The following is a 26,234-nucleotide window of genomic DNA, read 5'->3' as shown; positions in this document are numbered from 1 at the left end:
AATCAATCCAAGGATTCTATTTAATTATATCTTAGAATTCTATGAGGCAGGAGACACTTACGAAATCTATGCATAACTAGATCACCGCTTCTTTGAACAATTTGTGAGGAATCGATGACTATCTTGTTACAATTTAACAAATACCAACATTTTTCAACACAGATTGTATTGTTCCAACATCCGCCTTCTATTACTCTAATAAAAGGGCATTACAAAATGTACGCCACCTACTGCTCATTCCATCAAGGAGGTTACCGATGTTACCGATTGACAGACAAAAACAAATTTTAACATGGCTTGAAAAAGAAGAATCGCTGCGGGTTTCGACCATCAGCTTACGGCTCCATGTATCAGAAATGACCGTTTACCGTGATATCAAGCCACTTCTCGCAGAGAATAAAATTAAAAAGACAGCTAACGGGATCGCTAAAGGCGATATAGCTGAACGTACACCACCAGGAAGCTGTGTCTACTGCCTGAAACCTGCCAAAGGCCGGCTTTCGGTTCAAATCATCAAGAACGATCAACAAGTGGAAAACGCCTGCTGTGCTCATTGTGCCCTGCTTCGATATCAGGATATTAAAGAAGAGGTCGTTCAACTGATCGGACAGGATTTCCTGACAGACACAACGATCAGTTTAAAAGTTGCCACCTATTTAATCGATGCGGAAATCGACTTAAACTGCTGCGCACCTCAGCCCATTGTCTTTGCCTCAAAAGAGAATGCCGAACGTTTCCAAAAAGGATTTGAAGGAGACATTTTCAATTTTAACGAGGCGATGAATAAAATCCACACTGAAATGAACGGGAGCAGCTGCTCCTGTGACCAATAAAGGAGAACGATTATGGAACCTTCCAAAAAGAAAAGAGATAAAGCCGGCCTTTATCCAACCGTCTGGCGCTGGCATTTCTATGCCGGCATCATCTTTGCTCCCTTTCTAATCATTCTGGCGGTTACCGGCTCCATCTATTTGTTCAAGCCACAGATCGAACAAGTCCTCTATGAGGAGTATTATGAAGTGACGGCTGAGGGAAACAAGATCACACCTGCTGAGCAGATGGAAACCGTCAAAGAAATGTACCCCGGCGCTTCGATTACTTCCTACCGCCCAGGAGAAAGCGCTACACGTTCCAGTGAATTCGGTGTTTCGACCGAGAGTGGATCCATGACTATCTTTATTGACCCTTATACTGGAGAATCTACAGGAACACTTGCTAGTGATGACAGGATCATGGATAAAATTCTCGAATTCCACGGGGAACTGATGATCGGAACAACCGGTGACCGGATTGTCGAGCTCGCCGCCTGCTGGGCCATCGTTCTGATTGTGACAGGTGTCTTTTTATGGTTTCCGAAAAAGAAAAAACAAGGGCTCGGCGGAGTGCTCTATCCAAGGAAAAAGAAGAAAAGGATTCTCAGGCGAGACTTGCATGCGGTCCCCGCTTTCTGGATCACAGGAGGCTTGCTTTTTCTCATTATGACCGGCCTTCCATGGTCCGGCTTTTGGGGAACGAATTTTCAGAACATCGCAACAAATACTGGAGAAGGATATCCTCCTTCCATTTGGACCGGAAGCGCCCCTACATCAAATGTCCAGACGAAAGATATTGCAGAAGTTCCCTGGGCCGCTGAAAACATGGATGTACCTGTGTCTGATTTACAAGGCTACAACTCTCTGTCGATCAATGATGTCGTAGATATTGCCGAAAAACAGGAGGTTCATCCGAGTTACACCATTTACATTCCCAGCGACAAAGAAGGCGTCTACACCCTGTCCGCATTCCCACCGAAAGCTCAGGATGAAGCTACCGTCCATATCGATCAATATTCAGGCGCCGTACTGGCCGACTATCAATATGAGCAGTACGGCCCGATAGCCAAAGCGGTTGCCTGGGGAATCACCTTGCACCAAGGCACCCAATTCGGCTTTATCAACCAAATTATTAACCTTCTCATTTGTTTAGGAATTATCCTGACGGCGGTTTCTGGTTTCTATCTATGGTGGAAACGAAAGCCCCTGCAAAATTCTGGTGCACCAAAAGCAGCACCTATAATCAATAAAAAAGTTTTTCTTACGGTCATCCTCCTGCTTGCAATCCTGTTCCCATTGGTAGGTGCATCCCTGATGATCGTCTGGCTCATTGACACGCTTCTCATTCAAAGGATACCGAAGCTAAAAAAATACTTGAACGCTTAAATCCAGTGCGGTGAGCCTCTTGAAAAGGACCCTTTTTCCTGCTGTTCCTAACTGAAACATCCAGGAACGAAACCTTCAATAATTCCAAACCTGTCATTTATTGCTCCGTCTGGGTGGGAAAAACATATCGACTACAAAGGTGGTGAAAGACATGAAAACAAAAATTTGGGTCGTCATTACGTTGAGCCTCCTGGTCATGACGGGCTGCTCCTTAAAGGAGGACGCAGCCGACCTCTATAAAAAAGAAGAACCGCTCCATGCAGAAATGATCACACAGGATTCTTATCAAACGAATCAACAGGAAGTGATTCAAGTCATCCTTACTCAAAACGGAAAAAGAATCAAGGAAGCAGAAAAAATTCAGTTGGTCATCAGAAAACAGGACGGCACGTATACAGAACAGCTTGAACCATCCACGATCAATGAAGAAGGCATCTACACCATCCCTGCGTTTTTCAAAACAGAAGGCCTGTATTTTGCTAGACTCCATGCAGAAAATGAGGGGTCAGCCATTCTTCCTGAAAAGCAGTTCGTCGTTGGAGAATTAACAGAAAGTGATTGGGACTATTTAAAGGCCCACGCCCCAAAGCAGCAGCCTATGCAGAATTCCCACCATTGAGGATTGGAACACAAAAACCCCGGGGGCCTGAAACCTCCGGGGTTTTCCTATTTTCAAGGGGGTGGAACGGACAAACTTTTTATTTTGTTTTTTGATAATGCTTACGAGCCTTTGCCCGGTTCCCACACAGGCTCATGGAACACCATTTCCGTTTTCCTTTTTTATCAAGGAACAACGAAACGCAATGAGGATTCTCACATTTTTTCATCTTCTGGAAAAGACCACCCTCGTATGCTTCAAGCATTGTATAGGCAAACACAGAAAGTAGACCGTCTGTCCCACCCTGTTTCGGAAGAGCCACAAGGGAACCTTCAGCGGCCAAAAACGAAAGTGGGGCCTGCTCCGTTTTCTCTTGAAGCATTTCCAGGAAAGGAGTTAGGGAAGCATCATTATTGAGGAAGAATTCACGGGATTCTTCTCGGAAGGTTTGAAGTTCAGGAACGCTGATCTCCTCTTCCTTCATTCGCCTCACCTGCAGCGGATGGAGGAGGTGTTTGTCTTCCATCAAAGACAAAAAACGGTCGACCATCCCCTCTTCCATCAAAAAATCCGTCGGTTTGTTATTTTCGTTATTCATCGTATTGAGAAAGTTGATAAACAGCACATCCGAAAAATGGGAATATCTCGTTTCTAGACTCATATTCAACCTACCTTAAACTTAATTGTTGACGCCAATTATAACATAAGATATTATTCTAACTACTAAATTTATTTTTAGTGGTTATATTTTATTATAAAGGAGCAATCGTATGGCGATCCAAAAAGTTACAGATGAAACATTCGATCAAGAAACGAAAAACGGCCTTGTTATTGCGGACCTCGGAGCCCCTTGGTGTGGTCCTTGTAAAATCATCGATCCTATATTAGAAGAGATTGACAGTGAAATGAAAGAAGAGCTTAAAATTGTCAAACTGAATGTCGATGAAAGCCCGGAAACGGCTCAGAAATTCGGCGTGATGAGTGTACCGACGCTCCTATTCTTCAAAGATGGTGAAGTCGTGGATCAATCTGTCGGAGTCAAGCCTAAAGAAGAAATCATCTCGACGGCTAAACAGCACGCCTGATTTAACTAATACTGAAAAGGCATTCGTTCATTCAAATAAGTTCTTCCCCAAAAAAAGACCGTGTGCGAGGTTCTTATTCCACGCCCACGGTCTTTTTCATTGTCCTTAAATAGATGAGAGGGACAGGTTCCGTCATCTTTCAATTTTTCAGTACTCCTAAGTATTCTTCCCATGGACCCACGTCATCTCTGTATCTTTCCGCCATAACTCTTACAATTTGTGAAAGGTGAGTCAAATCATGCACGACCCAGGTCGAAAGCAATTCTCTAAGTTTCACTTCACCAAATGCCGGATGAATTCCCGTCCATTCCAATTGTTCGTCTGATTGAACCAATGTTGAAACGACCTTGCAATTTTGTAAGCGAAGCGTTTGGAACCGATGGATTTTTTCGGGCATGGTCGGTTCTACCGGATTTTTCAAATGAGCTTCCCGATCAAAAGGAGGAAAATGATGATCCGCAGCCTCATCTACGATCGACTTCAATCTTGGGATCCAGTTGCTTCTTTCACATTCAATGAGATGATCCACCACTTGAGCAGGACTCCACGTGTCCTCCCCTTCCCTGCTATTCAGCCATCCTTCTGATAAACCGGTAAGAAATCGTCCGAGCGTTTCCGGTGTCCTTTCCAGGATTTCAAGTGCTTCCTCCTGTTTAAAATTCATAGCATTCAACCTCCATGTTTGAAATCATTGGCTTGCTTCGTCTTTACCTCTCTTCTCTTTTCCAATCATGAAAGCGTCGGATTCGGAACAAAAAAGACAAATTGTACGTGGGCCACCGTTTGTCCATCTTCCTCCCATTTCGCGTGAATAATATATCTGATTGATGGTCCTTCTTCGCCCATGATTTCTATAGAGGTATTTTCGACCCTCTCAGCCGTGCCCGTCGCCCCCTGTTGCTTGCGTATGTAGAGACTGTCAGGAGGAGAGAGGGAATCAGCGAAGTTAATCGTCACTTCGTCCCCAATGCTGGCCCCGATTTCAGCAGGTTCTACATCGTCTTTCCATTCCTCGAACGGTTCGGTTACGTTCGTCGGAGAAGCTTCACATGACGTCTCATTCATACAGATAACATGGTAATCGGCGGGATACGTTTCCCCTTGAAAGATAAAAGAAGTTTCGCTTAATTCCTTCTTCTGCACCAATTCCTCTTTTCCTTCTACATCAAGAATGAAACCAACCGTCTTCGATCCTTGAAAGGCACCTTCTTCTGTACGCCATTCGGCCGTCAATAAAAAGTATTGCCTGCCATCGCCATGGATATCAATAGGGCCTGTTACATTTTCCACTGTTGAACTATTCTCTTCCAGCTTTTGATAACTCATTCGATCGGGCTGCTTCCCTTCAACGATGACTTGGATTTCCGAGTCACTCTGGATCGTTACTGGATTCAATCCTTCCGTTTTTTCTTTTATAGACCCATCATTCCTGTTCGCCGTTTCTTCTGAACAATTTTCCTCCCAGCATTCCTTTACCGATTTTACCGGGAGATCTCCTTCACCATCATGTTCCAGCAGCACTTTCGGCTTTTCTTCAAGTGCATCGGTTCCTTCGGAGGTCAAAGGTTTTTCCACCTGACATGCGGAGATCATAGCAACTATTACCAAAATGCCAATGCCAATCAACCACTTCTTCATATTAATCCCAGCCTTTATTCTTATGCTTCATCGCTAAATCGTCATCAACATTCCAATTATTTCAAATGACACGATCTTTCTCAATAATACGTCATAAAAAAAGCCCATCCTATATAGGATAAGCCATGAGACATTCGTATATATTTATCGCACCCATGATAGTTGAACAGAATAGAGCATTTTCAGCCTCGGCTGATCGTGTCGTTCAACTTCTTCCGATACTTATCCTCCCATGTTTTCTCATCTTTCAAAAGATCGTCGCAAAAAGCCGCCGCATCTTCTCCAATGAGGTCGGTCACATGTTTCCCTTCTGCTGCCCCTTCTTCAAAAAGGTCGAGGATTCCATTAAAGATGCGGCTGGTCCCCGCCCAGTCTGAAGGTCCTCCCGTCGTCCACATATATTTTTGGATCGCCTGGTAAGCGGTACGATAATCCTTGGGTAGATTTTTGGCACGGGCTTCCATCGCTCTCCATTCCCGCTTATCTTCAAGACTTCCCACTAATCTTTCAAAAATATTCATCATTGATCCCCTCTCTCCCTTTTCAGTGCCTGGATGGTGCTTGAAAGGTACCCCCATTTTCTCCAAAACAATCGAAGATGCTCTTCACCGGCTTCATTCAACGTATAAAATTTCCTTGGCGGACCTTTGGTTGATGGCTTTTTCTCGATATCCACTAGCTTGTTTTTCTCAAGTCGCATGGTGATTGTATAAACGGTACCTTCCACCACCTCGGTAAACCCAAGCTCCCGCAGCTGCTGGGTGATCTCATATCCATACGTCTCGCCGCGGCTGATGATTTCAAGCACACAACCCTCGAGCACTCCCTTCATCATTTCTCTGAAATTTTCCATGTGTACCTCCTGTTTGCCTCTGATTCGTGACCTTTGGTTTTTTTATGACCACAGTAATAAGTATTACTTAGTACCACTATATAGTATTACTTAATACTGTTGTTGTCAAGGTCCTCCCTATCCGAAAAAAACTCTGTTGATATTATGATCTTTCTCATTTTGAAACGAAGTCTCCTACAAATGGATACGTCCCATAAAAAAAGAGGAATCTGCACCAACAGATTCCTCTTCCCCTTTTAAGTTATGGGTTTTGAACGCCGCCTGTAGATGCGTCCACTTCAATTTCTGATCCATCTTTGTCATTGAATACGTGGAAATTCGTTTCATAAGATACACCATTTCTATCTTCCACCGTTTTTTCATCCGTTCTTACGTAACTTATTTCCTCACGTTCTGGTAACACTTCTTCTACACGCTGCTTAGCTTCTTCCGTAGACAGGCTAAGATGACGCTCAGCATCGAAAGGTTCTCCTTCAATCGCGTCCAACTTCCAATCGCCTTCTTCTTTTTTAAGCGTGATGGTTTCAAAAGAACCCGTATACGTGAAAGCTTCCAGCTGCGCAGTCTCTACGACGACTTTCCCATGATTGTTCTCCATCACATTCATATGGATATCCCATGCGAAATGATAATCATAGTAGACCGTGTCACAGTTCAAGCACGCATTATAGTAAGTGTCCCTCACTTCTTCACTGAAGGAATCCGTGGCATACTTCCTGACCTCATCTTGAATTCTGTCATAATCGCGGGCTTGATCTTTTCCTTCATATTTTTTCAAATCCTCATACAATGTCGTATGAATATTCTCTTGCAACTGTTCAGATTCCTCTTTGATTTCACTCTCGCTTAACTCATCGGCATCTTTTCTGAAAGAAGGTTCGATGGTTGCTGCGAGTACTTTCGAGAAGGCCGCGCGCGTCATACTTTGATTAGGTGCGAATGTCCCATCCGGCATCCCGTTAATGATATGTTGAGAAGATAGGTCCTTTATATTCTCTGCTGCCCAATGATCCTCTTCCACATCAGGAAAATCTCTTGCCTCTCCGTCTCGTTCAACATCATAAGCCCGATCGACCAGAGCGACAGCTTCCGCACGGCTTACAGAATCTTTAGGTCTCACTTTTCCGTCGTATCCCTTAATAATGCCTTTGTCGTAAGCCACTGCCATTTCATCATAGTAATAAGCGCTCTTCGTCAAATCATCAAAAGGGGGCTCACTGTCCGCTTCTTCCTCAGGATAAAGGTCATTGACAAGCATAACCACGACCTGAGCCCTTGTCACGTCCTCCTTAGGAGCGAACGTGCCATCAGGCATCCCATGAATGATGCCTTCTTTATGAAGATAATTGATTTCATCCTTCGCCCAGCTGACTTGATCGAGATCCGGGAAAGAGTCAGCCGCACTGACACTAGTAGCAAACATAGAACATACGAACAGCAGCGAAAACGAGAATGATAGGATTCTTTTCATGTACACACTCCTCCTTAAAAAATCATCAATTTCAGTGTACTATATGAAAAGCAGCAAATGTCTAAATATTCCCAATTTATATCAACGAAGCCGCCAATGAGTCTAAAGACTAACGACTAATGACCTAATAAGCATATAAAAAAAGACTTACCTAAACCAAGATAAGTCTTTTCCATCCTCTAAGCAGAAGATTGTCTCTTCATAAAGCATCTCTTCCTCTTTCTACTTTTATTATACAATGATGGCAGCTACATTTATAGACTACTCTTTCTACCTTTGCTCCTCTATACTTTATTCATACGAAACTGCCAAAGGGGTGCATAGAAATGAAGGAAGATAACAAAGTCCTGGATCGCGGCCCGTTTTTCCATGGCACAAAAGCGGCATTGAAACTTGGTGAACAATTGGAAGCCCAGCACTTGTCCAACTATCAAAACAAAAAATCTAACTACATTTATTTCACGGCGACATTGGAAGCTGCTAAATGGGGAGCAGAATTAGCTAAAAGTGGACTCAAAGAAAGAATCTACATCGTAGAACCTATGGGAGAATTTGAGAATGACCCTAACTTGACAGATCAAAAGTTTTCCGGCAACCCGACCCGTTCCTACAGGTCTAAAGCTCCTTTGAAAATCATTGCTGAATTAGGAAAGTGGGAGAGGCATACCGATGAAGAAATCAAGCAAATGCTGGATGCTTTGCAAAAACTCCGGGAAGAGGGAAGAGATATGATCTTTGATTAAGTTTTGATCCTAAAACGCCCTCCCAATCAATGTCTATGTTATCCCTTCCATTTAACATAGGCATTGATGTTAAATAATTTATGATAGAGATTCATGCACTAAATTTTGATTAACCTTCTGTATAAAAAACTTTTACCTAACAACAGACATGCTTCCTCTTATTCGCTCCTCAAATAACGTAATACATCAGCATTCAACTCTTCATGGAAGGCCTCCCGGTCAAACCCATCAGGGTCCTGGGACGGAGGAAACGATGGGTTTTTCATTCGTTCAGGAAAGGGACTCAGAAAAGAAAAATGCCCACCATGCTCGATGACCTTATGTTCGATTCTCGCAGGTCGGCTTGTTCCATTCTTCAAGATGTCCGCATGAAAGGAGGGGGTAATGTCATCCTCAGCACCAGTGACCATGAAAATGGGCACCTCCACCTGATCCAGTGCCCCCTCCTCTCTGAACCATCCAAGAGCTGGTGCGAATAAAACGATTTTTCTGATTCTCTCATCACGAGTTACAGAAACCACTCTGGGCTCTTCACTCCCCGTATCCCATGGAAGAGTGGTAGGTACTCCTCCTGTCGCAGCAATGGCTGTGTAGCCACCCATGGAGTGGCCGATGATGGATAGTTCGTCAAAATCAACAGAGTCTTTAAAGCTTTCATCCTGTTCAAACCAGTCAATCACTTGTGTAATATTTTTCGGTCTGCTTTCCAACAGCGCCACCGATTGTTCCAAACGATTGTCATGAATATTATTATAAGGATGCTCGGGCATTGCTACGATAAACCCATGACGGGCCAAGTACCGGGAAAGTGTCCGGTAAACAAGCGGCGTCCCACCCGTCCCATGAGAAAGGATAACGAGTGGAAAAACACCTTTCTTCAGTTTTGCCCCTTTTGCAACCATGACACTGTAGGGACCCAATTTTTCTTCAAGTTCATGAGTTTCAGAAGGATACATGATGATCATAGGAAATGATACGCCGAGAAAATCATCCATTACTTCAACGTTCGTATAGCCGGCAAACGTTTCTCGTTCTATATTTCTATTCATAAACAATCACCTTCTCAGTTATGTATTCTTTGGTAACTAAGGATGTAATTCTTATACGTTAGGCCGGTTCCGGTTTCTTGTCCATCTATAAATCCCGGCAGCTAATAATACCATCCCTCCAAGAACAATCAATGGAACGGACATCCTAGAGAACCATTTCGGTGCATCCTCCACTAACAGGAAGGCTATGCCCGTTGCTGTCATAAACGTTCCCAGTAAATACAGAACCCTGCCAACACCCGAATACCCTTTCAAAACACTCTCCCCTTTCTCTATTTCCTATCAGACTGACTGTGGACTCCCACCAGCCAAATAGTAGCGAAGCCCGGCATCATTAATCACATTCCTTTCTTTCCAAGCCGGTCTGTGGCGAATTCTTAATTGGTCTATACTTTATCTCTTAGTAATCCCGCACCAGCACTTGACTTTTCTTCTTCTCGTTACTTTCATATTCAACCTTTATACTCGCATGAGGGAGCTTCACTTCATCTTTCAGAATATCGATCAACTCTGTGACTTTTTCCTCATCTCCACCTTTCCTGCTTCGCTGCAGCCAGATGGATATTTTAGGGGCTACATCCAATTCTGTTAGATCGGGGAGTTCCCCGGTTGTAGCCTCCACTTTATCCATTTTTGTTGTATAACTGGTGATGATCATTTCTGCATCACTGAACCGATTTTCTATATCATCTACGATTCGATCATATAACTTCTTCTCATAATAGTTGACCTTGTAAGTATCAACCATTTCACCTGTTCCCGTTTCTTCGTACACGAGGAACTCGACACCATCTCTCGTGTTCCTTACTTTGGCGGCGTAATCAAATCCAAAATTCCCCATATTATCGTACAACGTATCGTATATTTCCATTTCGCCGGAGTAATGAGCGTCCAAATAAATACGGGCTTGTTCCTTCGTCTCAACTTCCTTGCTTTCACTGGGAGTCATTTCGACAATGAAGACAATAACCAATACCCCAAGGATCCCTACTACACTTCCAAAGGTGATCAAGATCCATTTCACAACTTTATTCACAGACGACCATCCTCCCTTTGCTACCGGTACGCTTCGGTTTATGTTAATTTTACCATAATAAGGGAGAACAAAGTCCATTCAATCTAAGCAGGTGTTCACCATAAAGAAAGGAGACGATTTTTTAAAACCGTCTCCCTGCTCAACTTCTATTTCTCTCTTTAATGATAACTTTAAGTAATGATTTTATTTCTTCTTGATCCGCCTGCTGCTTTTTCACCAATTTCTCTATGTAGCTGAGAGTGAACATACAGTACAAGACTAATACAATGAAGACAATTATAAAAAACACACCCATGGTTTCCTCCAAAACTTTTCGATATCTATTCTATATTCAATGGCTATCCCTCTGTTTAGATGTCCATATTCCTCTCATTCCTTTTACTAACCCCAATCCTGTAATTGCCTCTATCAATAAAGGGATCAAATTGTCCGGGCGGCCCAAAACGAAATAACTGACGACACAAATAACTCCTGTTAAAAGAATTCCTCTTAGAATATTCATAGGAATAGTGTAACACCCCAAATAACGAGACGAAATGGAACGTCGACGAAGAAACCAATCCACCTGAATTGGTTTTAAACATCTCTCCAAAAAAACACAAACTCTCTGAACCGGTCCTTCAATAAATCAGACATCTCATCAATTCTCCTCAAAAGCGATACAGCTTTATGCTTCCTTAGGCATTCTTCTCTTTAAGATAATGAAACGTATAGATTGAAGTTCCAAACGTTGCCGTCAGCATAACTCCGATCCACAAAAGTTGTGAGCCAAGACCTCCCTCAAAAAATAGTTGAAACGGCCGTTTAAATAAGTGGTAAAATAAAGCAAAGTTAGCGGCTACATTTACTAGAAAAAGAATTTTCCTCATTGGCGTAAGTCCCCCTTTTCAATTACTATGTTTCCAGCGTTGATTCAGGCCTGGTGGGTAATCCTTGTTCCTATTCCAGTTAAATTCAAGAGGAGCGCCCACCTGATCCTCCTATTTTAAAGGCTCTGTTAAAGTTTAGTGTTGATATTACTGCAAAAAAGGAACTTCTAATTTTATGGAAGTTCCTCATTTTTATAGTTGGCTTATTCAACGAAAGCCCCTTCGCTTGAAGACTCAGCTTCGAGATGTTTGTGTGATTCTAGGGGCTCCGGGAAAAGGTTCGCTTTCCATGGGGCGGGCGGTGAGCCTCCTCAGGCTACGCCTTCCGGGGTCTCACCTGTCCCACACGTCCCATAGGAGTCTCACCGTTTCCCTCCTCCCCTTTCCCTTATATGTGTCTCGAAGCCACTTTAAAAAGGGTGAACTTGAATGGTTGAGGTTCGAACATCTTTATGGATTCGTAAGTTTCCCATTCTTCTCCCCTAGGCGGGCACATCGTGCGTAGTATCAAGCGTTTGCTAAACGTTCATGGGGTAGAGATGATATCATTCCCTTCTCTTACCCATACAAGCTGATTTTTCAAGTAGTGGTTTCGAGACACTTATATGGCAAAGGGGCGGAGGGGAATGGCGAGACTCCTATCTTAAGTGTGCAGGCGCCTCGTTCAGCGGCGTATGGACTGGACTGAGCTGGAGGAGATAAAGGAAACACGAAGAACGAAGAGATTCGATGTTGACTTATCGTACAGAAGCGAGGGAAGTCTCACTAGCCGCTAGGCGCAGAAACCGGATATCTACGAGGAAAAAAGTGCAGGGTGAGACCCCGCAGGACGTAGTCCGAGGAGGCTCACCGCGCTCCCGCGGAAAGCGAGCTATTCCGCGCAGCCCCATCCACTCAAAAAACATCTCGAAATCAAGTCTTCAAGAATCCTGCCATTTAGCTTAAGACTCCGTTTCGAAATCATAATCCAACAAGATTCTAATGGTCACATCGTGAAAGGAGATCATCTAAAGGTTTCTACACTCGGAAATAAATTCCATTTTAACATCCTATCATTCATTGTCATTTCCATCCGTTGATGCAAATATCAACACTGAACTTTAACAGAGACATTGTAAAAGAGACAAATTTCACTCCACTCCTGAATCCACGACGAGTCTGGCCGGGGATGTCGTGAGCGTTGCTTTCACTCCCAACGGTACACCATAATTCGGCTGATCATGACCAAATGGAAAATTCTCAACGACAGGGAAAGAAGCGTCGGCGAAAAATTCCCGCAGCACATTTTTTATTTTCCACCCTTCATCTGCTCCTCCCCGGAAGTAACCAAGGATGACTCCTTCAACCTCCTCAAACACCCCTGCCTGTTTGAGGTGATGAAGCTTCAAATCCACAAGGAACGCAGGCTCTTCTACTTCCTCAATAAGTAAGATCGCCCCTTTACCCTCCACTTGATAAGGGGTCCCCAACCCACTTGTGAGCAGAGTTAAGTTTCCTCCAGTTATATGTCCTTCGCCTGTCCCGTGAACTAATGTACGAAGAGTTGATGATTGCGAATCATAGGTCATACTTTCTTTTGAGAACAGTTGGTCTAGTGAGGACACGGTTTCTTTCATTCTTATTACGTCATTATAATCAGAAGCGATCATCGGCCCGTGAAACGTCACAAGATCACTCGATTTTTGAATGGCCGTAAGCAGGAACGTAATATCACTATAACCCCAGAATATTTTCGGATGCTCCCGGATCAATTTGTAATCAATGTCAGGAGCCAGCTTAGCTGTGCCATACCCTCCATTAGCGCAAAACACCGCACGGACTTCAGAGTCACGAAACGCCTCATGTAAATCCGACAAACGTTCTTGAACAAAATCTTCCTGTGTCTCAAAAACATGTCTTCCTATAACGACCTCAAGCCCTAATTTCCCCAAAACCTCCACCCCCTGGGAGAGGTTCTCCCGATCTGGCGGGCCGGCGGGTGCAACAATCGCTACCTTATCCCCTTTTTGTAAAGCGCGTGGCTTATTCATAAATTTCCTTCCTTTCTTTCCTGTATCATCATGACCACGTCTGATCTAGCTTATCTGAATAGAACTTAAGGGCCTTCTGGTAACTATTGATCCAAGGATCTTGCGAAGTTTCAATCAACAGCTCCAATAAATGGGTGAAGGATTCCTCATCCCTTTTCAAGTTGTACATGACCATCGCGTAGAAGGTTTTCATCGCCCTGTTTTCCGGATATTGGGCGGTCCCTTCTTCTAATATTTCCTTATTCTCTTGATATTCACCAAGGGACCTCAAACTACTCCCTAATTGTATGTATGTACGTTCGCGTATTTCCCCGTGAATCCCATAATGAAGCGCAGACTCATAAAAAGGAATGGCTCCCCTCTCCATCCCCAGAGCATCGTGGCAGACTGCACAGTAATAGTTCAATTCTGCATCATCGATACCTTCTTCCATCAGAGGGAGCAGTATTTCCCGTGCTGTTTGGAAGTCTTTTTCTTCGATTTGTTTCAAAATTTCTTTCTTAGGGTCCACTCCTTCTATGTCCAAACTTTTCCTTACAACCTGTCTTTCCTACCTATGTGAGACCAACAAATCTAGATCTATGCGCATCAGTCTGTAATTGAGGAATCTGTAATGGTTATCAATTGTTCTACGACTCTCCGATACTCGTTAAAGGCTAAACTAAATGCAAAGAGAGACTCTTGTTCATATGGTTCAATACTCATATATTCCTCACTAAGATGTTCTAAACGTTCACTTAACAACTGTTGACTGATAAGGTCACCAGCCTGCTTCAGTTGAAGAGAACTATTTAATATACGAGTCTCCAGTTGAGACCCATCGTCTTCATGGAGGGCTTTTAATTGGGAGTCTGTCGGCGTAAAGAATGAATCCATGTGATTTAATGCCGGTATCCCTATTTCTTTTTCAACATTAAGAGACTTTCGCGCTTCCAGTAATAAACCCGCGGCATAGGATTTACGTTCCTCATCAGGAACTTCTTCCAAGTTCAGCACAGCACCCTCGCGACCTTCAAACAGCCCCTTTTTCGGAGTAACCCCTTTGAAATACGCTTCAAAAGTGACGGATAAGGGTTCGGATGCTTGTTCCTGTCCAGTTCCCTGATCATATACTCCTGGAGAAGGAACTCCCGGCGATAAAGTCCAAATAAAAACTAAAACCAAAAGAAGAAAACCAATAACCGACAAGTAAACTTTATGCATCCTGCTCTCTCCTTTCAAGCCTCCTCAAACAAGTTACACATAGAGGCCGCTTCCCAATCAGAGAAGCGTTGGACCTTCTAAAAGATAGAATCAGTAAGCTGCCTAATGAAATCAGGGGAAACGACAAATACTGGATATGCTAGAAGTCCAACCCACAAGGATGCATGAAGAATTTCTTTAGGACTCTGACCAAGGAAGACTAGTAACGGATACAAGGCGATTTCAGCCAGGCAGAAGATTCCTATCAACCACCAAAACCAAGCCGGTTGCTTCCATTCTTTCATAACTGTTCCCCTCCCCCTCTTCTGCTACCATCGTTTCGAAACCCACACAAGAAAAAGCCCAGTTAAGAGAGCCAAGACAGATATAACGAGAAACATCCCACCCAGGAATAAGGCTGGAATGAGGTATCCTATGGTAATGAGGATGACGAACCAGCCGATAACAAAGCAAAAACTGGAGAGTAGTTCGACAAAGACAGGGATAAGACCACCTTCTTTCTGTTAGGCTCTGTTAAAGTTAAGTGTTGATATTACTGCAAAAAAGGAACTTCCCATTTTATTTTTATATTTGGCTTATTCAACGAAAGCTCCCTTTTCTTGAAGACTCAGCTTCGAGATGTTTGTGTGATTCTAGGGGCTCCGGGAAAAGGTTCGCTTTCCATGGGGCGGGCGGTGAGCGAGTCATTCCCCGCAGCCCCTATTCACCACACAGAAGTCTCGAAATCAAGTCTTCAACAATCCTGTCATTTAGCTAAAGACTCCGTTTCGAAATCATAATCCAACAAGATTCTAAATTGTCACTTCCATCCGTTGCTGCAAATATCAACACCAATCTTTACAGAGCCTTTTGTTAAAAAAGTATTCTGTAAATACTTTTAAGAAATACTAACACCACGCCCCCCTAAAAAAAGCTTATCCCTCTGAAAAGATAAGCTCCATCATCGAAAGAATAATAGTAAATCAAGTCCCAGACCGAAGTAAATCACTACCGATACAATCGCAAAGCCGGAAAAAAATATACCTATCCGGAACCTTGTCCAATTTTTCATCCATCACCAGCGTTTCTGTTCCATATCAAACCAGTAAAAATCCAAGACGACTGCTAAAGCGACAATACGGAAAGCTATTTAAAGCCCTATAGGGTCCCCTCTCTTCTACTCAATCATTCATAACTTCATATACATATAATACCAATGATGTAATGGACCACTGAACAATACTCTACTTTCGTATATAAAACAAAACGAAAACTTCACTTTCTGTTATTATGCCTGCTTTTGATTCTGCCTTCAATATAGAAATACGTAACTATTCCAACACAGCTCCAAGTAAGCAACCTCAAGGTTCCTTCATACCCAGGATCAGGGTACACAAAATGAATAATAGACAGGGACATCGTCGATAAACCCACTAATAGGATCAGGGCAATCCTTCCATATCTCAACATTTGGTTCAAATTCATTGGAAAGTTATCCTCCTTGCAAGTAAGAAACGCTACCATTCTATGGGTTATGCACTTCCAATGTTTCTATGTATTTACTATGAATTGTTCGAATCGCGTTTATTGGTTTTCAGTTTGATAACCGACCAATACACAGCAACCCCTACCGCCAGGATCATTGTCCATGTAAAGTAGGCCGTTTCCCTCATACCGCTCCCATTCAGGATCAAAGCAATGATTAATAAAGCGACCGATGAAAGTTGAAGGATGCGGGCTTTTTTCTTCATAAGTAACCCCCTTTAAAAATAGTTCGTTGTCCTTCTCCGCCCCACACTCTTACAGATCAACCAGTCATCATGGCGAGAAGAACAATTATGATCAATGTAACAGCATTCGGCAAGCTGAACATAAGGAAGGCGATAGACCACCTGCTTTTAGATGCCTCCTCTTCCTTTACTCCCGTCTTGTAAGTGGTGGTATGTCCATCTCTACTAACGAAAGCACCTGATAATATGCCAGCAATTATCATTGGAATCAACCCACTAAAAGCGATAACTTTCACAGATGTTTCCCAATCCTTGCTCAAGAACCCATAAATGAGAATCGCCAAAGGAATCAATGATCCAAAACCGAAACTCTTAAGCTTCACCTCATCCCCTCCTCATCCTTGTACGATGTAAGGCCGTCATACGTTCCCTGAAGAGATTAATAATTATATTTTTTGCTTAATAAAAAGCTCTGTTACCGTTTGGACGATCTCTAAATGTATAGCCTTTTTAATTCTGATCCTTTGTTGTTTACTATAGATTTTCATATTCCTTCGCATAAGTCGAAGGGGAAAAGGAAACTTCATAAGTCCCTGAAAGAGCTTCCTGTACTTTACAGGCTAACTTCTTTCCTATATTATTATGCGCTTCTTCAAGCGCCACTCCATTAGAAACTATACGACCTTCCTCCCAATTTATCCATACACCGTACCCTGCGATCCACTTGACCAACTCTGCCTTCAGATCAGTCTCTAATGGGATCATTTCTAAATCAAGGTTACAAATACAACGCTGACACCAAATGGGGTCTGCCCCTACATCTGCCATTACTAGGAGTTTATTTGTTCGTTGACTTTCACATACACACCTCATGATTTCCCCAGCCTCCAATGATAAAATCCATATCTTTAAACCTACTCCCATTCTTTCCCGTGCTGACGGATGAACGTAATATCCTTCTCGTAATGTTCAAGGTGTCCTTCGTCAATCATCTGTTGAAAGGGAGCGTCACCTTCAGCAGCCTTTTTCTTCATATATGAACATAAACCTTCTAAGCGTAACACGACCATGTCTACATAGTCTTTTTCGATTCCTTCCATCCCATAAGAATCAAAAAACAACTGTACTCTTTCTTTTCTTCGTTTTGCATCGACTGTAGGATCATAATATACAGTCTCGCCTGATTCTGTATGACTCTTTCTACTCAAAGGAACACATGTGTATAGAGTATAAGCAATATCCCAAAGTCTCGGACCAGGTGCAGCAACATCAAAATCGATAATGCCTACTGGCTTTCCATGGTTAAAAATAATATTGTAAATGGCAAAATCATTATGACAAATAACCTCCGGGTAATCAGGAGTATTATCCATTGGCGCCCAGTCCTCCGGAAATGGAACATCATTTGCTGCGTCATGGTAAGAACGAAGCATGTGAGCGATTTCTTTCAATACCTCATTCGACCTCATATACTTTTTCAATGGATAGTTTCCCGCTTCTCCCTCAATAAAAGATAGGACCTCTCGATTTTGTTCATCAATCCCTAAAAATTTCGGGGCATTCATGAATCCTCGGCTTTCTAAATGCTGTAGCAATTGATGTTTTTTGGAAGCATCTGGTTTGAGACATCGGCGAACCGTATCCTTTATTTTATAAACGTTGGATACATTCCCACCCGTCAGCATCTCTTCATCCTTGCACCTTGACACTTCGTCTCCCTCCTCTTCTACCAATGACCTGCATTCTATGGGTTTAATACCTTCCCTGAAACCGTTATTGTAGACCGATCTAAGTTTTCACTTTCAACTGCTGGGACCTTTTTGATTTTCGTCCTGGGCTCTCTTCGTGCAAACAAGCTTCTTCAGGAAATATCGATACCCTAAAAAACGAACTTCCATACGTGTGGAAGTTCGTTTTTTATGAGCCCTATAACGTACGCCAACGAATTCCTTCTACGGAAATGAAAGCACCTTAAACGATCGATGTTTCAATATTTCGTTGAAATAAATGACGTATAGAAAAATAGGTAAACAACCAAACAAGTACATAGCAGGAAAGGTAAGCCATATTAAACATACTCCATTCTCCCGTCTGCATCATACGAATCGAAAACAAAGCAAAGGGAATCGCCAGGAGAGGAATCATTGCTCTGCCAACTTTACGCAGCATATCCGCTCTTTTGTTCGTCAGCTTGTTTTTATAATAACCAAACAATACGCACGTTCCTACTATAAACTGTAGCAGGAATGGTAAATACAAGCCGATATCTATAGTGTCCATCATAAGGGGTAAAGCCAGCGCCCCGAATGGAGCGAATACGGAAATGATAGTAACACCAAACCAGTAATCCGGAATTTCGAACGCTGTTTTTTGTTTACTGGCCTTATATTCAGAAAGAATGTCTTTGCTTAGTTGCTGCGGAGCAATGAAGGCTTCTACAATCTGTTGTTCTGTTTTCCCTTCTTCTGCCATTAACTCCCGGAGGTGGTCGTTAATTTCATCTAAATGTCCCCGCCTTTCATCTGCTGGAAGATCGCGTAATTGATATTCCAACTCTCTTATGTAATCTTTCACCGTTTGATTTTCACTCACTTCCCTCTCCTCCTCCACCGTTCAGGGTATTTAAAAATGAATAGATGTTCACAAACTCATTCCACCGAGATTCTAATACTTCCTTTCCGTTATCGGTTAAATAATAATATTTTCGACTTCTCCCTTCGTGTTCCTCTTTAAAAGAAGCAACCCATTGATTCGTACTCATTCTTCTTAAAATCGGATAAATCGAACCGTCTGCAATCGGAAAACTAGTACCCTCCTGCAATTTCTTAGTGATTTGGTAGCCATACATCGCACGGTTTTTCAGCAGTAAAAGTATGGCTAACTCAAACGTCCCTTTTCTTAGCTGCGTATGCCATTTGTCATTTTTTGTATCCATGCCTCTATGGTATATCAGTGATACATATGTGTCAATGACACATATAGAACCTGAAAAATCCCTGGACCAACAGTTCCGTCCAGGGATTTTCATTAACTTCCACTTTATTACAAGGTTCATTTTTCACGTTCTTCCTGTAATCGAGAGCCTATGACTCTCCCAATCCCTACATCAACTTAACGAACACTTTTTCGCTAAAGATAAGAAAAAGCGTTCTTGTTTTCTTAAAGACCATTAATTTTTCGTCATGAGCGAACATTGATAAATGGCCAGCATTGCTATGTACATTGTTCAATGCTTCTGAGATCGTAGTGAATACATATGCTCTTCAAAAGCCTTCGCTTAAATTCCAAGGATATTTTCCCACCAGGACTTGTCGTCTCCAACACAAATATCTTCTTCATGTGTTTCATTCCAAATATTACAGCCCAGATCGTATCCTGCTTTACCTGTTTTAAAATCATTTGCAGATACGGTAGAGGTTGCACTTACTAAGAATAGTCCTGTTAACAATAGTGTCATCAATATTTTCTTCATCTGCTCTCTTCCCCCTTCCTCTAAAGTTCTTTGCCCATCCTAATATAGAGTTATCTGCTAAACAAGGGCCATCCACAAAATTGGGATAAATGTACTCCGCAAGGATAGGAGGGCGAATCCTTCTAGTGTTCGTTCTATATCTCATGGACTATGAGACTCCTCACCGTTCACGCCACCACACGGGCTCCAATCATGCTCCGGAGATTCAGAATGCGCGCCCCACTCCCGTTAGAAATACACTACCCCTCTTTCAATTCCTGCCTCAATTTAAAGATAATTTCTTCGATAAAGATAAAAAAGAGTGTTCTCGTTTTCTCAAAGGCCATTAACTCATCGTCCTGAGAAAACTTTGATAAATGGAATATATAGTCCGCATCAAAATCACGCGTATTGATGTACTCCTCCAGGATAAGCATAATCTGGCTTCCTTGATTCCGCATCAACGTAAACAAGTTTTCAAACGATGAGAAAGTTCCCGTAACGGAAAACACGATAAGCAGGGTATCCTCATCCGCTAAACGTCCAGCATAGTCCTCATGCTGGGTTACAAAAACCTTTTTTTCCGTTAATGTTCCAAGTTTATATGCGAAATACTCGGCACAAATATGAGAAGGACCTAAACCATAGAGGATCACCTTATCAAATTGTGTAAAGACAGACAAGAAGTCATCCACAATTTTTCCGTCGTAATCTTGGAGAAACTGCACCAACCGCTCCACTTCATTCGACTTCTTGTTTACTCGAATGGCAGAGTCTTCTCCACTAAAGTAACGTTTGTATTGTTTGAAATTATCGAACCCTAATTTCCTGACAAGCTTGGATATTTTTGAGGGAGATACTTCACACAGATCAGCCGCCTCCACGATTTTCAGTGTGGTGTCTGAAGTCACGGTCTCTGACAATGTGTGGTGTATCTTTTTCTCTAATGGAGTTAATTTTTCTGTCCTTAGGTTTAACATGTCACACGAACTCCTCATCAATTATTCATATCAAACGTGCAGCGATCAGCAGTACATCCTCTTTTCTCCCGAGCATAGATCGTTCATTTCATTCGAAAAGACTTGGCCACACTTCTGTAGAGAGCTTCTATTTAATAGAATGCGCAAGCTTTAATACTTCATCTGTATACGTCCGTACGTTTTTCACAACCGTCTCATTCACTTTATTGTAGAGTGCATGATTGTCCGCTTGCGGAGTGAACGATTGATCATTCGTAATCATCTCGTCCATCGCTTCGGAGAAATCCTCATACTCCCCTAAATGACAGCATGTACTGATGGCAGCACCTAAACATGCACTGCTTTTCCCGGATCTTCGGTAGACTGGCAGTCCGAACAGGTCAGAGATTATCTGCATCATGACATCACTTTTTGCTCCTCCCCCGGTTACAACGATTTCATGGATTTCCGATTCGATTTCTGCCAGCATGTCATCAATGTTGTTTTTGATATTAAACGCAATGGCTTCCAAGATCGAACGGTAAATATGATACCGGGTATGACGCTCATCAAACCCAATCATCAACCCTTTCCGATAAGGATACGCCGGGCTGCTCAACCAATCGAGGATTGTGATTAGTCCATCACTTCCAGCTGGCAATTCTTCAGCTTTTTGATTTAAAAATTCTTCCTCGGTCAAACCAAGACTGGAGGCGTCTGAGACTAACTCTTCTCCAATCAGTTTCTTAAACCAGGTGACGGTCCACATGCCACGGCGGATCCCATTGGACTCATAGTCAAATTTATAGGGAATCGCGGCCAGCGTAGGAAAAAAGTTTTCCGCATTTTCATAATCGCTGTCTCTCAACAGCCTGGCAGATATAAAAGTTCCTAATGATATCATGATGGAATGGTCATCTTTTATACCAGACCCAAGCGTTTCCACCGCTTTATCATTGGATGTCGCCACAACAGGGATCCCCTCAGCTAAACCAAACGCTGCTGCTAAATCTTTTCGAAGGGAACCTAACTTCTCCCCAGGCTTTACAAGATTGAAGAGCATCTCCCGGTTTAAACCGTTCGCCCTCATTACCTCCTCATCCCGAGACCAATCCAGAGTTTCACGATCTATCGGCCAGTTCATTTCATAGTTTCCGGCCGTATCATTGAATTCTCCGGTCAGTTTAAATCCGAGGTGGCCGGAGGTGGATGTGACAAATTGCACTTCATCATCTTCATGTTGATACGGGTGTGCTAATCGTTCATCCATCCAGCTCATGACAGGATACGCGAGGGAACCATCTTCTTTAAGCAGGACACGACAGCTCCGAATTGTACAAAGACCGATCCCTTCAATAGCCTGGCGGTCTCCTGTGAAGTGATCCAAGCAGTCTTGAATCGCATGATACACACTGTCCCACAAGTCATCATCCGGGTGCACGACCACTCCCGGTTCCGGAGTCAATGGATCCCTCAACTCACAGGATCCAAAGGAAATTTCGTTTCCCACTACATCAAACAGAATAACTTTCGTACTTTGTGAACCATTGTCTATGCCCAATACATATCGATCTGTGCTCATCATAACCATGCCTTTCGTAACGGAATGAGAACCCCTCCTTAGACAAGAAGGATCCAGTTGCACGAAGCAAGGGGTTGTTCTTCACCAAGGAGGGGTTCTTAGGACGACCTGATTTTCAATGATACACTCGCTTTGTCATTACGAGCGAATGTATTTCTTGATTTCACTTTCCTGCGGGAAAATCGTTCCGTAATTCATGATCCCTTTAGGATCAAACGCTTCTTTCATTTTTTCCAGCATGTAATAGGCAGAGCCATGTTCTTCTCTCGTCCATTCTGAACGATACTTTCCAATGCCGTGGTGATGACACATGGACCCTCCGCATTTCAAGGTTTCTTCAATAATGATTTGGTGGATCGGGTGGTGATAGACTTGCATTTCATCTTCCGGCGCACAATTAATCGTGTAATTATAGACGAAGTACATGTTTGTCCCATTTAAATAACTATGGGAAGAGTGACCCCCGAGCATCGTTAATTCATCCGCCCGGTCGAACTCATTTCGAATGCGATGCATTACGTTGTTATATATTTTGATGACATTCCCCCAATCGGCAGAGACTTCAGTCGTAAACCCATCATGAGAGTTATGGTCTTTCATATCATTGATTTCGTCCTCAATACGGCTTTGATCCCAGTTCAGATTCAGGAACCAGTTTTCAATATGAGAAGAGTCTACCTGCTCGACGATGTGAGAGCTGAACTTCTCAGCAGCTTCTTCAATTGCGTCATTGGTCGCTTTCACGATCCCCTGCGGTCCTTCTGTCATGAAAATCAGGACACATCTATCTTTATAGAAATGACTGAAATGCTGTCTAGCATCCTCTTCCGAATACAATCGAGCCACAGATGGTTTGAATCCGTTAACCATCACTTCTCTTAACACTTTCAAACCTTCGTCCATATTTTCAACGAGATAGCCGAAATACGTGTTATTTTCAGGATAAAATTTAAAAATTTTCACCGTTACTTCCGTGATATAACAAAGGGCACCTTCATTTCCAATGGCTACGTGACGAATATCCGGACCGCCGGAACGGCGGGGAACATTTTTGATTTTAGAAACTTGTCCTTCCGGAAAGACACATTCCAGGCCAACGACCATATCTTCAATCGCTCCATATAGCGTCGAAAACTGCCCGATACTTCTCGTCGCCACTAAACCGCCCATTTGCGCAACAGGCTTGGACTGTGGGGAATGTCCAGTCGTATACCCTTGTTTACGCAGCTCATCTTCCAACGTTTGCAGCTTCACCCCTGATTGAACAGTAGCCTGCATGTTATATGGATCTATTTTAATAATGTCATCCATTCTGGAGCCATCGATGACCACCGTTTTTTCTTTCCAGTTTTCCAAACCGCCTTCAGTAGCGGTCTTTCCACTCCTTGGAATCACATTGATCTCATGGTCATGGCAGTAAGAAATCAGAGATTTCACTTCCTCCGTTGAATGAGGATAAAGGATGGCCAACGGCATCGGTACATCCAGTACATTCTTCACTTTGGCATATTTTTTATAACGATCCGCCGAGGCATCATATAATTCTTCCGTCTCTGTCACAATTTGCTCTTCCGAAAGCAAAGACTTCAATTCTTCAATCGTAGTTTCATTGGTTTTATTATTCATACAAACATTCTCCTTTTATCAAAGATTTATGGCGCTTCACCTTACCAGGTAACCTCCATCAACAGTTACTAATGTTCCATTCACATAATTCGAAGCATCAGAAGCTAAATAGACAATCGTCCCCATCAAGTCCACAATGTTCCCCCATCGGTTGGCAGGAATATGATCAAGGACCCGCTGATTGGTTTCAGAATTGTCTCTCGTCGACTTCGTAACGTCTGTAGCAAAATAACCCGGCGCAATTCCATTGACTTGAATGTTGTATCGGGCTAATTCATCACAATAAGCTTTCGTGAATCCAGCCAGCCCATGCTTAGTCGCTGCATAAGCAGGCGACCACTGGCCCCCAAGGAAAGAAAACAAGGAACAAGTATTAATGATTTTCCCGCTCTCCTGAGGAATCATATGTTTGGCTACTTCACTGGCCAACTCAAAAGGAGCCGTCAAATTGACCGCTACCATTTGATCCCACTGCACCCGCGTGTACTTGGTCACATCGGGATCATTGATGCCGATTCCGGCATTATTCAGAAGAATATCTATTTTGCCAAAGGTATGTATACATTGATTGACCATCTGCTTACATACACCATCATTCGTGATATTCGCAATTTCCAGGTGATACGTGACACCTTCCGCTTCAATTAATTCTTTCGTCTGGCCACCATCATCTTCCATGCTGACCACAAATATATCCGCCCCTGCCTTCGCAAGTGCAAGCGCAAATCCTTGGCCTAACCCGGAGTTTCCGCCCGTAATCATGGCTACTTTTCCTCTCAGACTGAAGAAGTCCATACTGAAATCAGTAATCTGGCACCCCTCACTGCTCATTGGTTTCAACTCCTTTGATGTAAATTCCTATGGTTATGGTAATACGAATGATAAACGAAAACAAGGATTTTAAGAGAAATTTTCTTTTATATAACATAAAACCGATAATAAAGGAAAATTTTATTAGATTCGCTGTTGCATTCTTCACCTGCACTATTGCCCCTCTTTATCCTGTACTGCCAACAACGAAGTTTTCGACTCATCCATTTTCACTCGTTATAAATTCAGCGCATGTCAAATAAATAAAGCATGACCCGTATATAAAGGAGTCATGCTTTGTAACTTCTTTCTTCCATTATGTTTTTGGTTGTTAAAACATTTTTTAATGATAAGGTTCTGTTAAAGTTCAGTGTTGATATTTGCATCAACGGATGGAAAGGACAATGATTGATAGGATGGTAAAAGGGAATTTATTTCCAAGTGTCGAAACCTTTAGATGATTGAAGACTTGATTTCGAGCCTTCTGTGTGTTGAATAGGGGCTGCGGGGAATGACTCGCTTTCCGCGGGAGCGCGGTGAGCCTCCTCGGACTACGTCCTGCGGGGTCTCCCCAAGCACTCTCTTCCTCGTAGATATCCGGTTTCTGCGCCTAGCGGCTAGTGAGACTTCCCTCGCTTCTGTACGATAAGTCAACATCGAATCCCTTCGTTCTTCGTGTTTCCTTTATCTCCTCCAGCTCAGTCCAGTCCATACGCCGCTGAACGAGGCGCCTGCACACTTAAGATAGGAGTCTCGCCATTCCCCTTCTCCCCCTTGCTATAGGAGACTTTCGAAATCACTTCTGGAATAATGCTTGCATGATTAGGGAAAGTGGATGATATTTATTCCCCCTCTCAAGCAGACATCCAGAACATAAAACTAGATGCCTTCTTAGGAGGGAAGAGTGTTTTCCTCTAACTCTGTGTTGAAGGACTAATGCCTTATCCCATACTTCAGTATTTAGATTAGCCATTATGGAAGTGAATATCCTACCTTGGTGTTGTAGATAAATCAGATGGTCCCGTAAGTAGTTTCGAGACACTTACATGGTAAAGGGGCGGAGAGAAACGGTGAGACTCCTATGGGACGTGCGGGACAGGTGAGACCCCGGAAGGAGTAGCCCGAGGAAGCTCGCCACTCCCCCACAGGAAAGCGAGTGGCTTCCCTGCCACCTCTGACGCTCAACCAGGCAATGAATCCCTGGAACATCTCGAAATAAAGTCTTCAAGAAAAGGAAGCTTTCGTTGAATAAGGCAAATATAAAAAAGGAACTTCCATAAAATTGGAAGTTCCTTTTTTTGCAGTAATAGCAACATTAAACTTT

General features: G+C 42.9%; 31 protein-coding genes. 5 read left to right on the top strand and 26 right to left on the bottom strand.

The window, feature by feature from the left end:
• Positions 1 to 257 precede the first annotated feature (257 nt).
• From ACXADE_RS07485 to ACXADE_RS07475, 3 genes are all read left to right on the top strand, one after another.
• On the top strand, positions 258 to 833 hold the full coding sequence (locus tag ACXADE_RS07485; protein WP_474979853.1) for a DeoR family transcriptional regulator: 576 nt from the start codon (positions 258 to 260) through the stop codon (positions 831 to 833).
• A gap of 12 nt (positions 834 to 845) precedes the next feature.
• Entirely contained in the window at positions 846 to 2,198 is a 1,353-nt protein-coding gene (locus ACXADE_RS07480; RefSeq protein WP_474979852.1) for a PepSY-associated TM helix domain-containing protein, read from the top strand.
• Between the two features lie 151 nt (positions 2,199 to 2,349).
• On the top strand, positions 2,350 to 2,817 hold the full coding sequence (locus ACXADE_RS07475) for a FixH family protein (protein ID WP_474979851.1): 468 nt from the start codon (positions 2,350 to 2,352) through the stop codon (positions 2,815 to 2,817).
• Between the two features lie 79 nt (positions 2,818 to 2,896).
• Here ACXADE_RS07475 and ACXADE_RS07470 read toward each other — a convergent pair whose 3' ends face one another.
• Positions 2,897 to 3,457 carry a CGNR zinc finger domain-containing protein gene (locus tag ACXADE_RS07470; protein ID WP_474979850.1) on the bottom strand — a complete coding sequence of 187 codons (561 nt, stop codon included), beginning with the start codon at positions 3,455 to 3,457 and terminating at the stop codon, positions 2,897 to 2,899.
• Positions 3,458 to 3,566: 109 nt separating this feature from the next.
• On the opposite strand from ACXADE_RS07470, the gene trxA reads away from it, so the two are divergent.
• Complete coding sequence (gene trxA, locus ACXADE_RS07465) at positions 3,567 to 3,881, top strand: thioredoxin (protein WP_474979849.1); 315 nt, start codon at positions 3,567 to 3,569, stop codon at positions 3,879 to 3,881.
• A gap of 139 nt (positions 3,882 to 4,020) precedes the next feature.
• On the opposite strand, the gene ACXADE_RS07460 is transcribed toward trxA, so the two are convergent.
• The 5 genes from ACXADE_RS07460 to ACXADE_RS07440 all read right to left on the bottom strand — a co-directional run bounded on the left by ACXADE_RS07460 (position 4,021) and on the right by ACXADE_RS07440 (position 7,843).
• Complete coding sequence (locus ACXADE_RS07460) at positions 4,021 to 4,545, bottom strand: DinB family protein (protein ID WP_474979848.1); 525 nt, start codon at positions 4,543 to 4,545, stop codon at positions 4,021 to 4,023.
• A 65-nt stretch (positions 4,546 to 4,610) separates the two neighbouring features.
• A complete protein-coding gene (locus ACXADE_RS07455; protein WP_474979847.1) occupies positions 4,611 to 5,519 on the bottom strand; it encodes a hypothetical protein in 909 nt (302 codons plus the stop codon).
• Positions 5,520 to 5,701: 182 nt separating this feature from the next.
• Positions 5,702 to 6,040 (bottom strand): DUF1048 domain-containing protein, encoded by a 339-nt coding sequence (locus ACXADE_RS07450; protein ID WP_474979846.1) that lies wholly within the window; start codon positions 6,038 to 6,040, stop codon positions 5,702 to 5,704.
• Positions 6,040 to 6,372, bottom strand: a complete 333-nt coding sequence (locus tag ACXADE_RS07445) for a PadR family transcriptional regulator (RefSeq protein WP_474979845.1) — start codon at positions 6,370 to 6,372, stop codon at positions 6,040 to 6,042. The genes ACXADE_RS07450 and ACXADE_RS07445 overlap by 1 nt, the downstream gene beginning before the upstream one ends.
• A gap of 241 nt (positions 6,373 to 6,613) precedes the next feature.
• Entirely contained in the window at positions 6,614 to 7,843 is a 1,230-nt protein-coding gene (locus tag ACXADE_RS07440; protein WP_474979844.1) for an S-layer homology domain-containing protein, read from the bottom strand.
• 326 nt (positions 7,844 to 8,169) lie between these two features.
• On the opposite strand from ACXADE_RS07440, the gene arr reads away from it, so the two are divergent.
• Positions 8,170 to 8,586 carry an NAD(+)--rifampin ADP-ribosyltransferase gene (gene arr / locus ACXADE_RS07435; protein WP_474979843.1) on the top strand — a complete coding sequence of 139 codons (417 nt, stop codon included), beginning with the start codon at positions 8,170 to 8,172 and terminating at the stop codon, positions 8,584 to 8,586.
• Between the two features lie 158 nt (positions 8,587 to 8,744).
• On the opposite strand, the gene ACXADE_RS07430 is transcribed toward arr, so the two are convergent.
• The 20 genes from ACXADE_RS07430 to ACXADE_RS07335 form a co-directional block, all read right to left on the bottom strand.
• Positions 8,745 to 9,635, bottom strand: coding sequence for an alpha/beta hydrolase family protein (locus ACXADE_RS07430; RefSeq protein WP_474979842.1), 891 nt, complete (start codon positions 9,633 to 9,635; stop codon positions 8,745 to 8,747).
• Positions 9,636 to 9,686: 51 nt separating this feature from the next.
• Positions 9,687 to 9,890, bottom strand: coding sequence for a hypothetical protein (locus ACXADE_RS07425; RefSeq protein ID WP_474979841.1), 204 nt, complete (start codon positions 9,888 to 9,890; stop codon positions 9,687 to 9,689).
• A gap of 145 nt (positions 9,891 to 10,035) precedes the next feature.
• Entirely contained in the window at positions 10,036 to 10,671 is a 636-nt protein-coding gene (locus tag ACXADE_RS07420; protein ID WP_474979840.1) for a hypothetical protein, read from the bottom strand.
• Between the two features lie 677 nt (positions 10,672 to 11,348).
• Positions 11,349 to 11,540 (bottom strand): hypothetical protein, encoded by a 192-nt coding sequence (locus tag ACXADE_RS07415; protein ID WP_474979839.1) that lies wholly within the window; start codon positions 11,538 to 11,540, stop codon positions 11,349 to 11,351.
• A gap of 1,130 nt (positions 11,541 to 12,670) precedes the next feature.
• Entirely contained in the window at positions 12,671 to 13,570 is a 900-nt protein-coding gene (locus ACXADE_RS07410) for a S66 peptidase family protein (RefSeq protein ID WP_474979838.1), read from the bottom strand.
• Positions 13,571 to 13,598: 28 nt separating this feature from the next.
• Positions 13,599 to 14,096, bottom strand: a complete 498-nt coding sequence (locus ACXADE_RS07405; protein ID WP_474979837.1) for a tetratricopeptide repeat protein — start codon at positions 14,094 to 14,096, stop codon at positions 13,599 to 13,601.
• A gap of 62 nt (positions 14,097 to 14,158) precedes the next feature.
• Positions 14,159 to 14,773, bottom strand: a complete 615-nt coding sequence (locus ACXADE_RS07400; RefSeq protein ID WP_474979836.1) for a hypothetical protein — start codon at positions 14,771 to 14,773, stop codon at positions 14,159 to 14,161.
• 77 nt (positions 14,774 to 14,850) lie between these two features.
• A complete protein-coding gene (locus ACXADE_RS07395; RefSeq protein WP_474979835.1) occupies positions 14,851 to 15,057 on the bottom strand; it encodes a hypothetical protein in 207 nt (68 codons plus the stop codon).
• A 970-nt stretch (positions 15,058 to 16,027) separates the two neighbouring features.
• Positions 16,028 to 16,237, bottom strand: coding sequence for a hypothetical protein (locus tag ACXADE_RS07390; RefSeq protein ID WP_474979834.1), 210 nt, complete (start codon positions 16,235 to 16,237; stop codon positions 16,028 to 16,030).
• Between the two features lie 77 nt (positions 16,238 to 16,314).
• Positions 16,315 to 16,503: a hypothetical protein gene (locus ACXADE_RS07385; RefSeq protein WP_474979833.1), complete on the bottom strand. Its 189-nt coding sequence runs from the start codon at positions 16,501 to 16,503 to the stop codon at positions 16,315 to 16,317.
• A 56-nt stretch (positions 16,504 to 16,559) separates the two neighbouring features.
• Positions 16,560 to 16,865 (bottom strand): DUF5316 family protein, encoded by a 306-nt coding sequence (locus ACXADE_RS07380; protein WP_474979832.1) that lies wholly within the window; start codon positions 16,863 to 16,865, stop codon positions 16,560 to 16,562.
• A gap of 151 nt (positions 16,866 to 17,016) precedes the next feature.
• Positions 17,017 to 17,355 carry a hypothetical protein gene (locus ACXADE_RS07375; RefSeq protein WP_474979831.1) on the bottom strand — a complete coding sequence of 113 codons (339 nt, stop codon included), beginning with the start codon at positions 17,353 to 17,355 and terminating at the stop codon, positions 17,017 to 17,019.
• Between the two features lie 41 nt (positions 17,356 to 17,396).
• A complete protein-coding gene (locus tag ACXADE_RS07370; RefSeq protein WP_474982211.1) occupies positions 17,397 to 18,167 on the bottom strand; it encodes a phosphotransferase in 771 nt (256 codons plus the stop codon).
• 286 nt (positions 18,168 to 18,453) lie between these two features.
• Positions 18,454 to 19,074: a DUF1700 domain-containing protein gene (locus ACXADE_RS07365; RefSeq protein WP_474979830.1), complete on the bottom strand. Its 621-nt coding sequence runs from the start codon at positions 19,072 to 19,074 to the stop codon at positions 18,454 to 18,456.
• The gene (locus tag ACXADE_RS07360) at positions 19,067 to 19,417 is read right to left on the bottom strand and encodes a PadR family transcriptional regulator (RefSeq protein ID WP_474979829.1); all 351 of its coding nucleotides are present in this window, start codon (positions 19,415 to 19,417) and stop codon (positions 19,067 to 19,069) included. The genes ACXADE_RS07365 and ACXADE_RS07360 overlap by 8 nt, the downstream gene beginning before the upstream one ends.
• Before the next feature lie 342 nt (positions 19,418 to 19,759).
• Positions 19,760 to 19,954, bottom strand: a complete 195-nt coding sequence (locus ACXADE_RS07355) for a hypothetical protein (RefSeq protein WP_474979828.1) — start codon at positions 19,952 to 19,954, stop codon at positions 19,760 to 19,762.
• Between the two features lie 239 nt (positions 19,955 to 20,193).
• Positions 20,194 to 20,913: a MurR/RpiR family transcriptional regulator gene (locus ACXADE_RS07350; protein WP_474979827.1), complete on the bottom strand. Its 720-nt coding sequence runs from the start codon at positions 20,911 to 20,913 to the stop codon at positions 20,194 to 20,196.
• A gap of 127 nt (positions 20,914 to 21,040) precedes the next feature.
• Positions 21,041 to 22,474, bottom strand: coding sequence for an FGGY-family carbohydrate kinase (locus tag ACXADE_RS07345; RefSeq protein ID WP_474979826.1), 1,434 nt, complete (start codon positions 22,472 to 22,474; stop codon positions 21,041 to 21,043).
• A 138-nt stretch (positions 22,475 to 22,612) separates the two neighbouring features.
• Positions 22,613 to 24,100, bottom strand: coding sequence for an FAD-binding oxidoreductase (locus tag ACXADE_RS07340; protein ID WP_474979825.1), 1,488 nt, complete (start codon positions 24,098 to 24,100; stop codon positions 22,613 to 22,615).
• 36 nt (positions 24,101 to 24,136) lie between these two features.
• Positions 24,137 to 24,931 (bottom strand): SDR family oxidoreductase, encoded by a 795-nt coding sequence (locus ACXADE_RS07335; RefSeq protein ID WP_474979824.1) that lies wholly within the window; start codon positions 24,929 to 24,931, stop codon positions 24,137 to 24,139.
• Positions 24,932 to 26,234: the final 1,303 nt, after the last annotated feature.

This window comes from Halobacillus sp. ABR2_026 (assembly GCF_056158545.1).
This window is presented reverse-complemented; position numbering and strand designations above follow the sequence as displayed.

Excerpts from the sequence above, each read along its gene's own strand:
- ACXADE_RS07480 (WP_474979852.1), top strand. The coding sequence starts at position 846 with ATGGAACCTTCCAAAAAGAAAAGAGATAAAGCCGGCCTTTATCCAACC.
- ACXADE_RS07370 (WP_474982211.1), bottom strand. The coding sequence starts at position 18,167 with ATGCTGACGGGTGGGAATGTATCCAACGTTTATAAAATAAAGGATACG.
- ACXADE_RS07395 (WP_474979835.1), bottom strand. The coding sequence starts at position 15,057 with ATGAAAGAATGGAAGCAACCGGCTTGGTTTTGGTGGTTGATAGGAATC.
- ACXADE_RS07470 (WP_474979850.1), bottom strand. The coding sequence starts at position 3,457 with ATGAGTCTAGAAACGAGATATTCCCATTTTTCGGATGTGCTGTTTATC.
- ACXADE_RS07410 (WP_474979838.1), bottom strand. The coding sequence starts at position 13,570 with ATGAATAAGCCACGCGCTTTACAAAAAGGGGATAAGGTAGCGATTGTT.
- ACXADE_RS07385 (WP_474979833.1), bottom strand. The coding sequence starts at position 16,503 with ATGAAGAAAAAAGCCCGCATCCTTCAACTTTCATCGGTCGCTTTATTA.
- ACXADE_RS07360 (WP_474979829.1), bottom strand. The coding sequence starts at position 19,417 with ATGGATACAAAAAATGACAAATGGCATACGCAGCTAAGAAAAGGGACG.
- ACXADE_RS07350 (WP_474979827.1), bottom strand. The coding sequence starts at position 20,913 with ATGTTAAACCTAAGGACAGAAAAATTAACTCCATTAGAGAAAAAGATA.
- ACXADE_RS07485 (WP_474979853.1), top strand. The coding sequence starts at position 258 with ATGTTACCGATTGACAGACAAAAACAAATTTTAACATGGCTTGAAAAA.
- ACXADE_RS07415 (WP_474979839.1), bottom strand. The coding sequence starts at position 11,540 with ATGAGGAAAATTCTTTTTCTAGTAAATGTAGCCGCTAACTTTGCTTTA.
- ACXADE_RS07450 (WP_474979846.1), bottom strand. The coding sequence starts at position 6,040 with ATGAATATTTTTGAAAGATTAGTGGGAAGTCTTGAAGATAAGCGGGAA.
- ACXADE_RS07335 (WP_474979824.1), bottom strand. The coding sequence starts at position 24,931 with ATGAGCAGTGAGGGGTGCCAGATTACTGATTTCAGTATGGACTTCTTC.
- ACXADE_RS07345 (WP_474979826.1), bottom strand. The coding sequence starts at position 22,474 with ATGAGCACAGATCGATATGTATTGGGCATAGACAATGGTTCACAAAGT.
- ACXADE_RS07440 (WP_474979844.1), bottom strand. The coding sequence starts at position 7,843 with ATGAAAAGAATCCTATCATTCTCGTTTTCGCTGCTGTTCGTATGTTCT.
- ACXADE_RS07430 (WP_474979842.1), bottom strand. The coding sequence starts at position 9,635 with ATGAATAGAAATATAGAACGAGAAACGTTTGCCGGCTATACGAACGTT.
- ACXADE_RS07455 (WP_474979847.1), bottom strand. The coding sequence starts at position 5,519 with ATGAAGAAGTGGTTGATTGGCATTGGCATTTTGGTAATAGTTGCTATG.
- ACXADE_RS07355 (WP_474979828.1), bottom strand. The coding sequence starts at position 19,954 with ATGAAGAAAATATTGATGACACTATTGTTAACAGGACTATTCTTAGTA.
- ACXADE_RS07445 (WP_474979845.1), bottom strand. The coding sequence starts at position 6,372 with ATGGAAAATTTCAGAGAAATGATGAAGGGAGTGCTCGAGGGTTGTGTG.
- ACXADE_RS07475 (WP_474979851.1), top strand. The coding sequence starts at position 2,350 with ATGAAAACAAAAATTTGGGTCGTCATTACGTTGAGCCTCCTGGTCATG.
- trxA (WP_474979849.1), top strand. The coding sequence starts at position 3,567 with ATGGCGATCCAAAAAGTTACAGATGAAACATTCGATCAAGAAACGAAA.
- ACXADE_RS07460 (WP_474979848.1), bottom strand. The coding sequence starts at position 4,545 with ATGAATTTTAAACAGGAGGAAGCACTTGAAATCCTGGAAAGGACACCG.
- ACXADE_RS07375 (WP_474979831.1), bottom strand. The coding sequence starts at position 17,355 with ATGAGGTGTGTATGTGAAAGTCAACGAACAAATAAACTCCTAGTAATG.
- ACXADE_RS07390 (WP_474979834.1), bottom strand. The coding sequence starts at position 16,237 with ATGAATTTGAACCAAATGTTGAGATATGGAAGGATTGCCCTGATCCTA.
- ACXADE_RS07340 (WP_474979825.1), bottom strand. The coding sequence starts at position 24,100 with ATGAATAATAAAACCAATGAAACTACGATTGAAGAATTGAAGTCTTTG.
- ACXADE_RS07400 (WP_474979836.1), bottom strand. The coding sequence starts at position 14,773 with ATGCATAAAGTTTACTTGTCGGTTATTGGTTTTCTTCTTTTGGTTTTA.
- arr (WP_474979843.1), top strand. The coding sequence starts at position 8,170 with ATGAAGGAAGATAACAAAGTCCTGGATCGCGGCCCGTTTTTCCATGGC.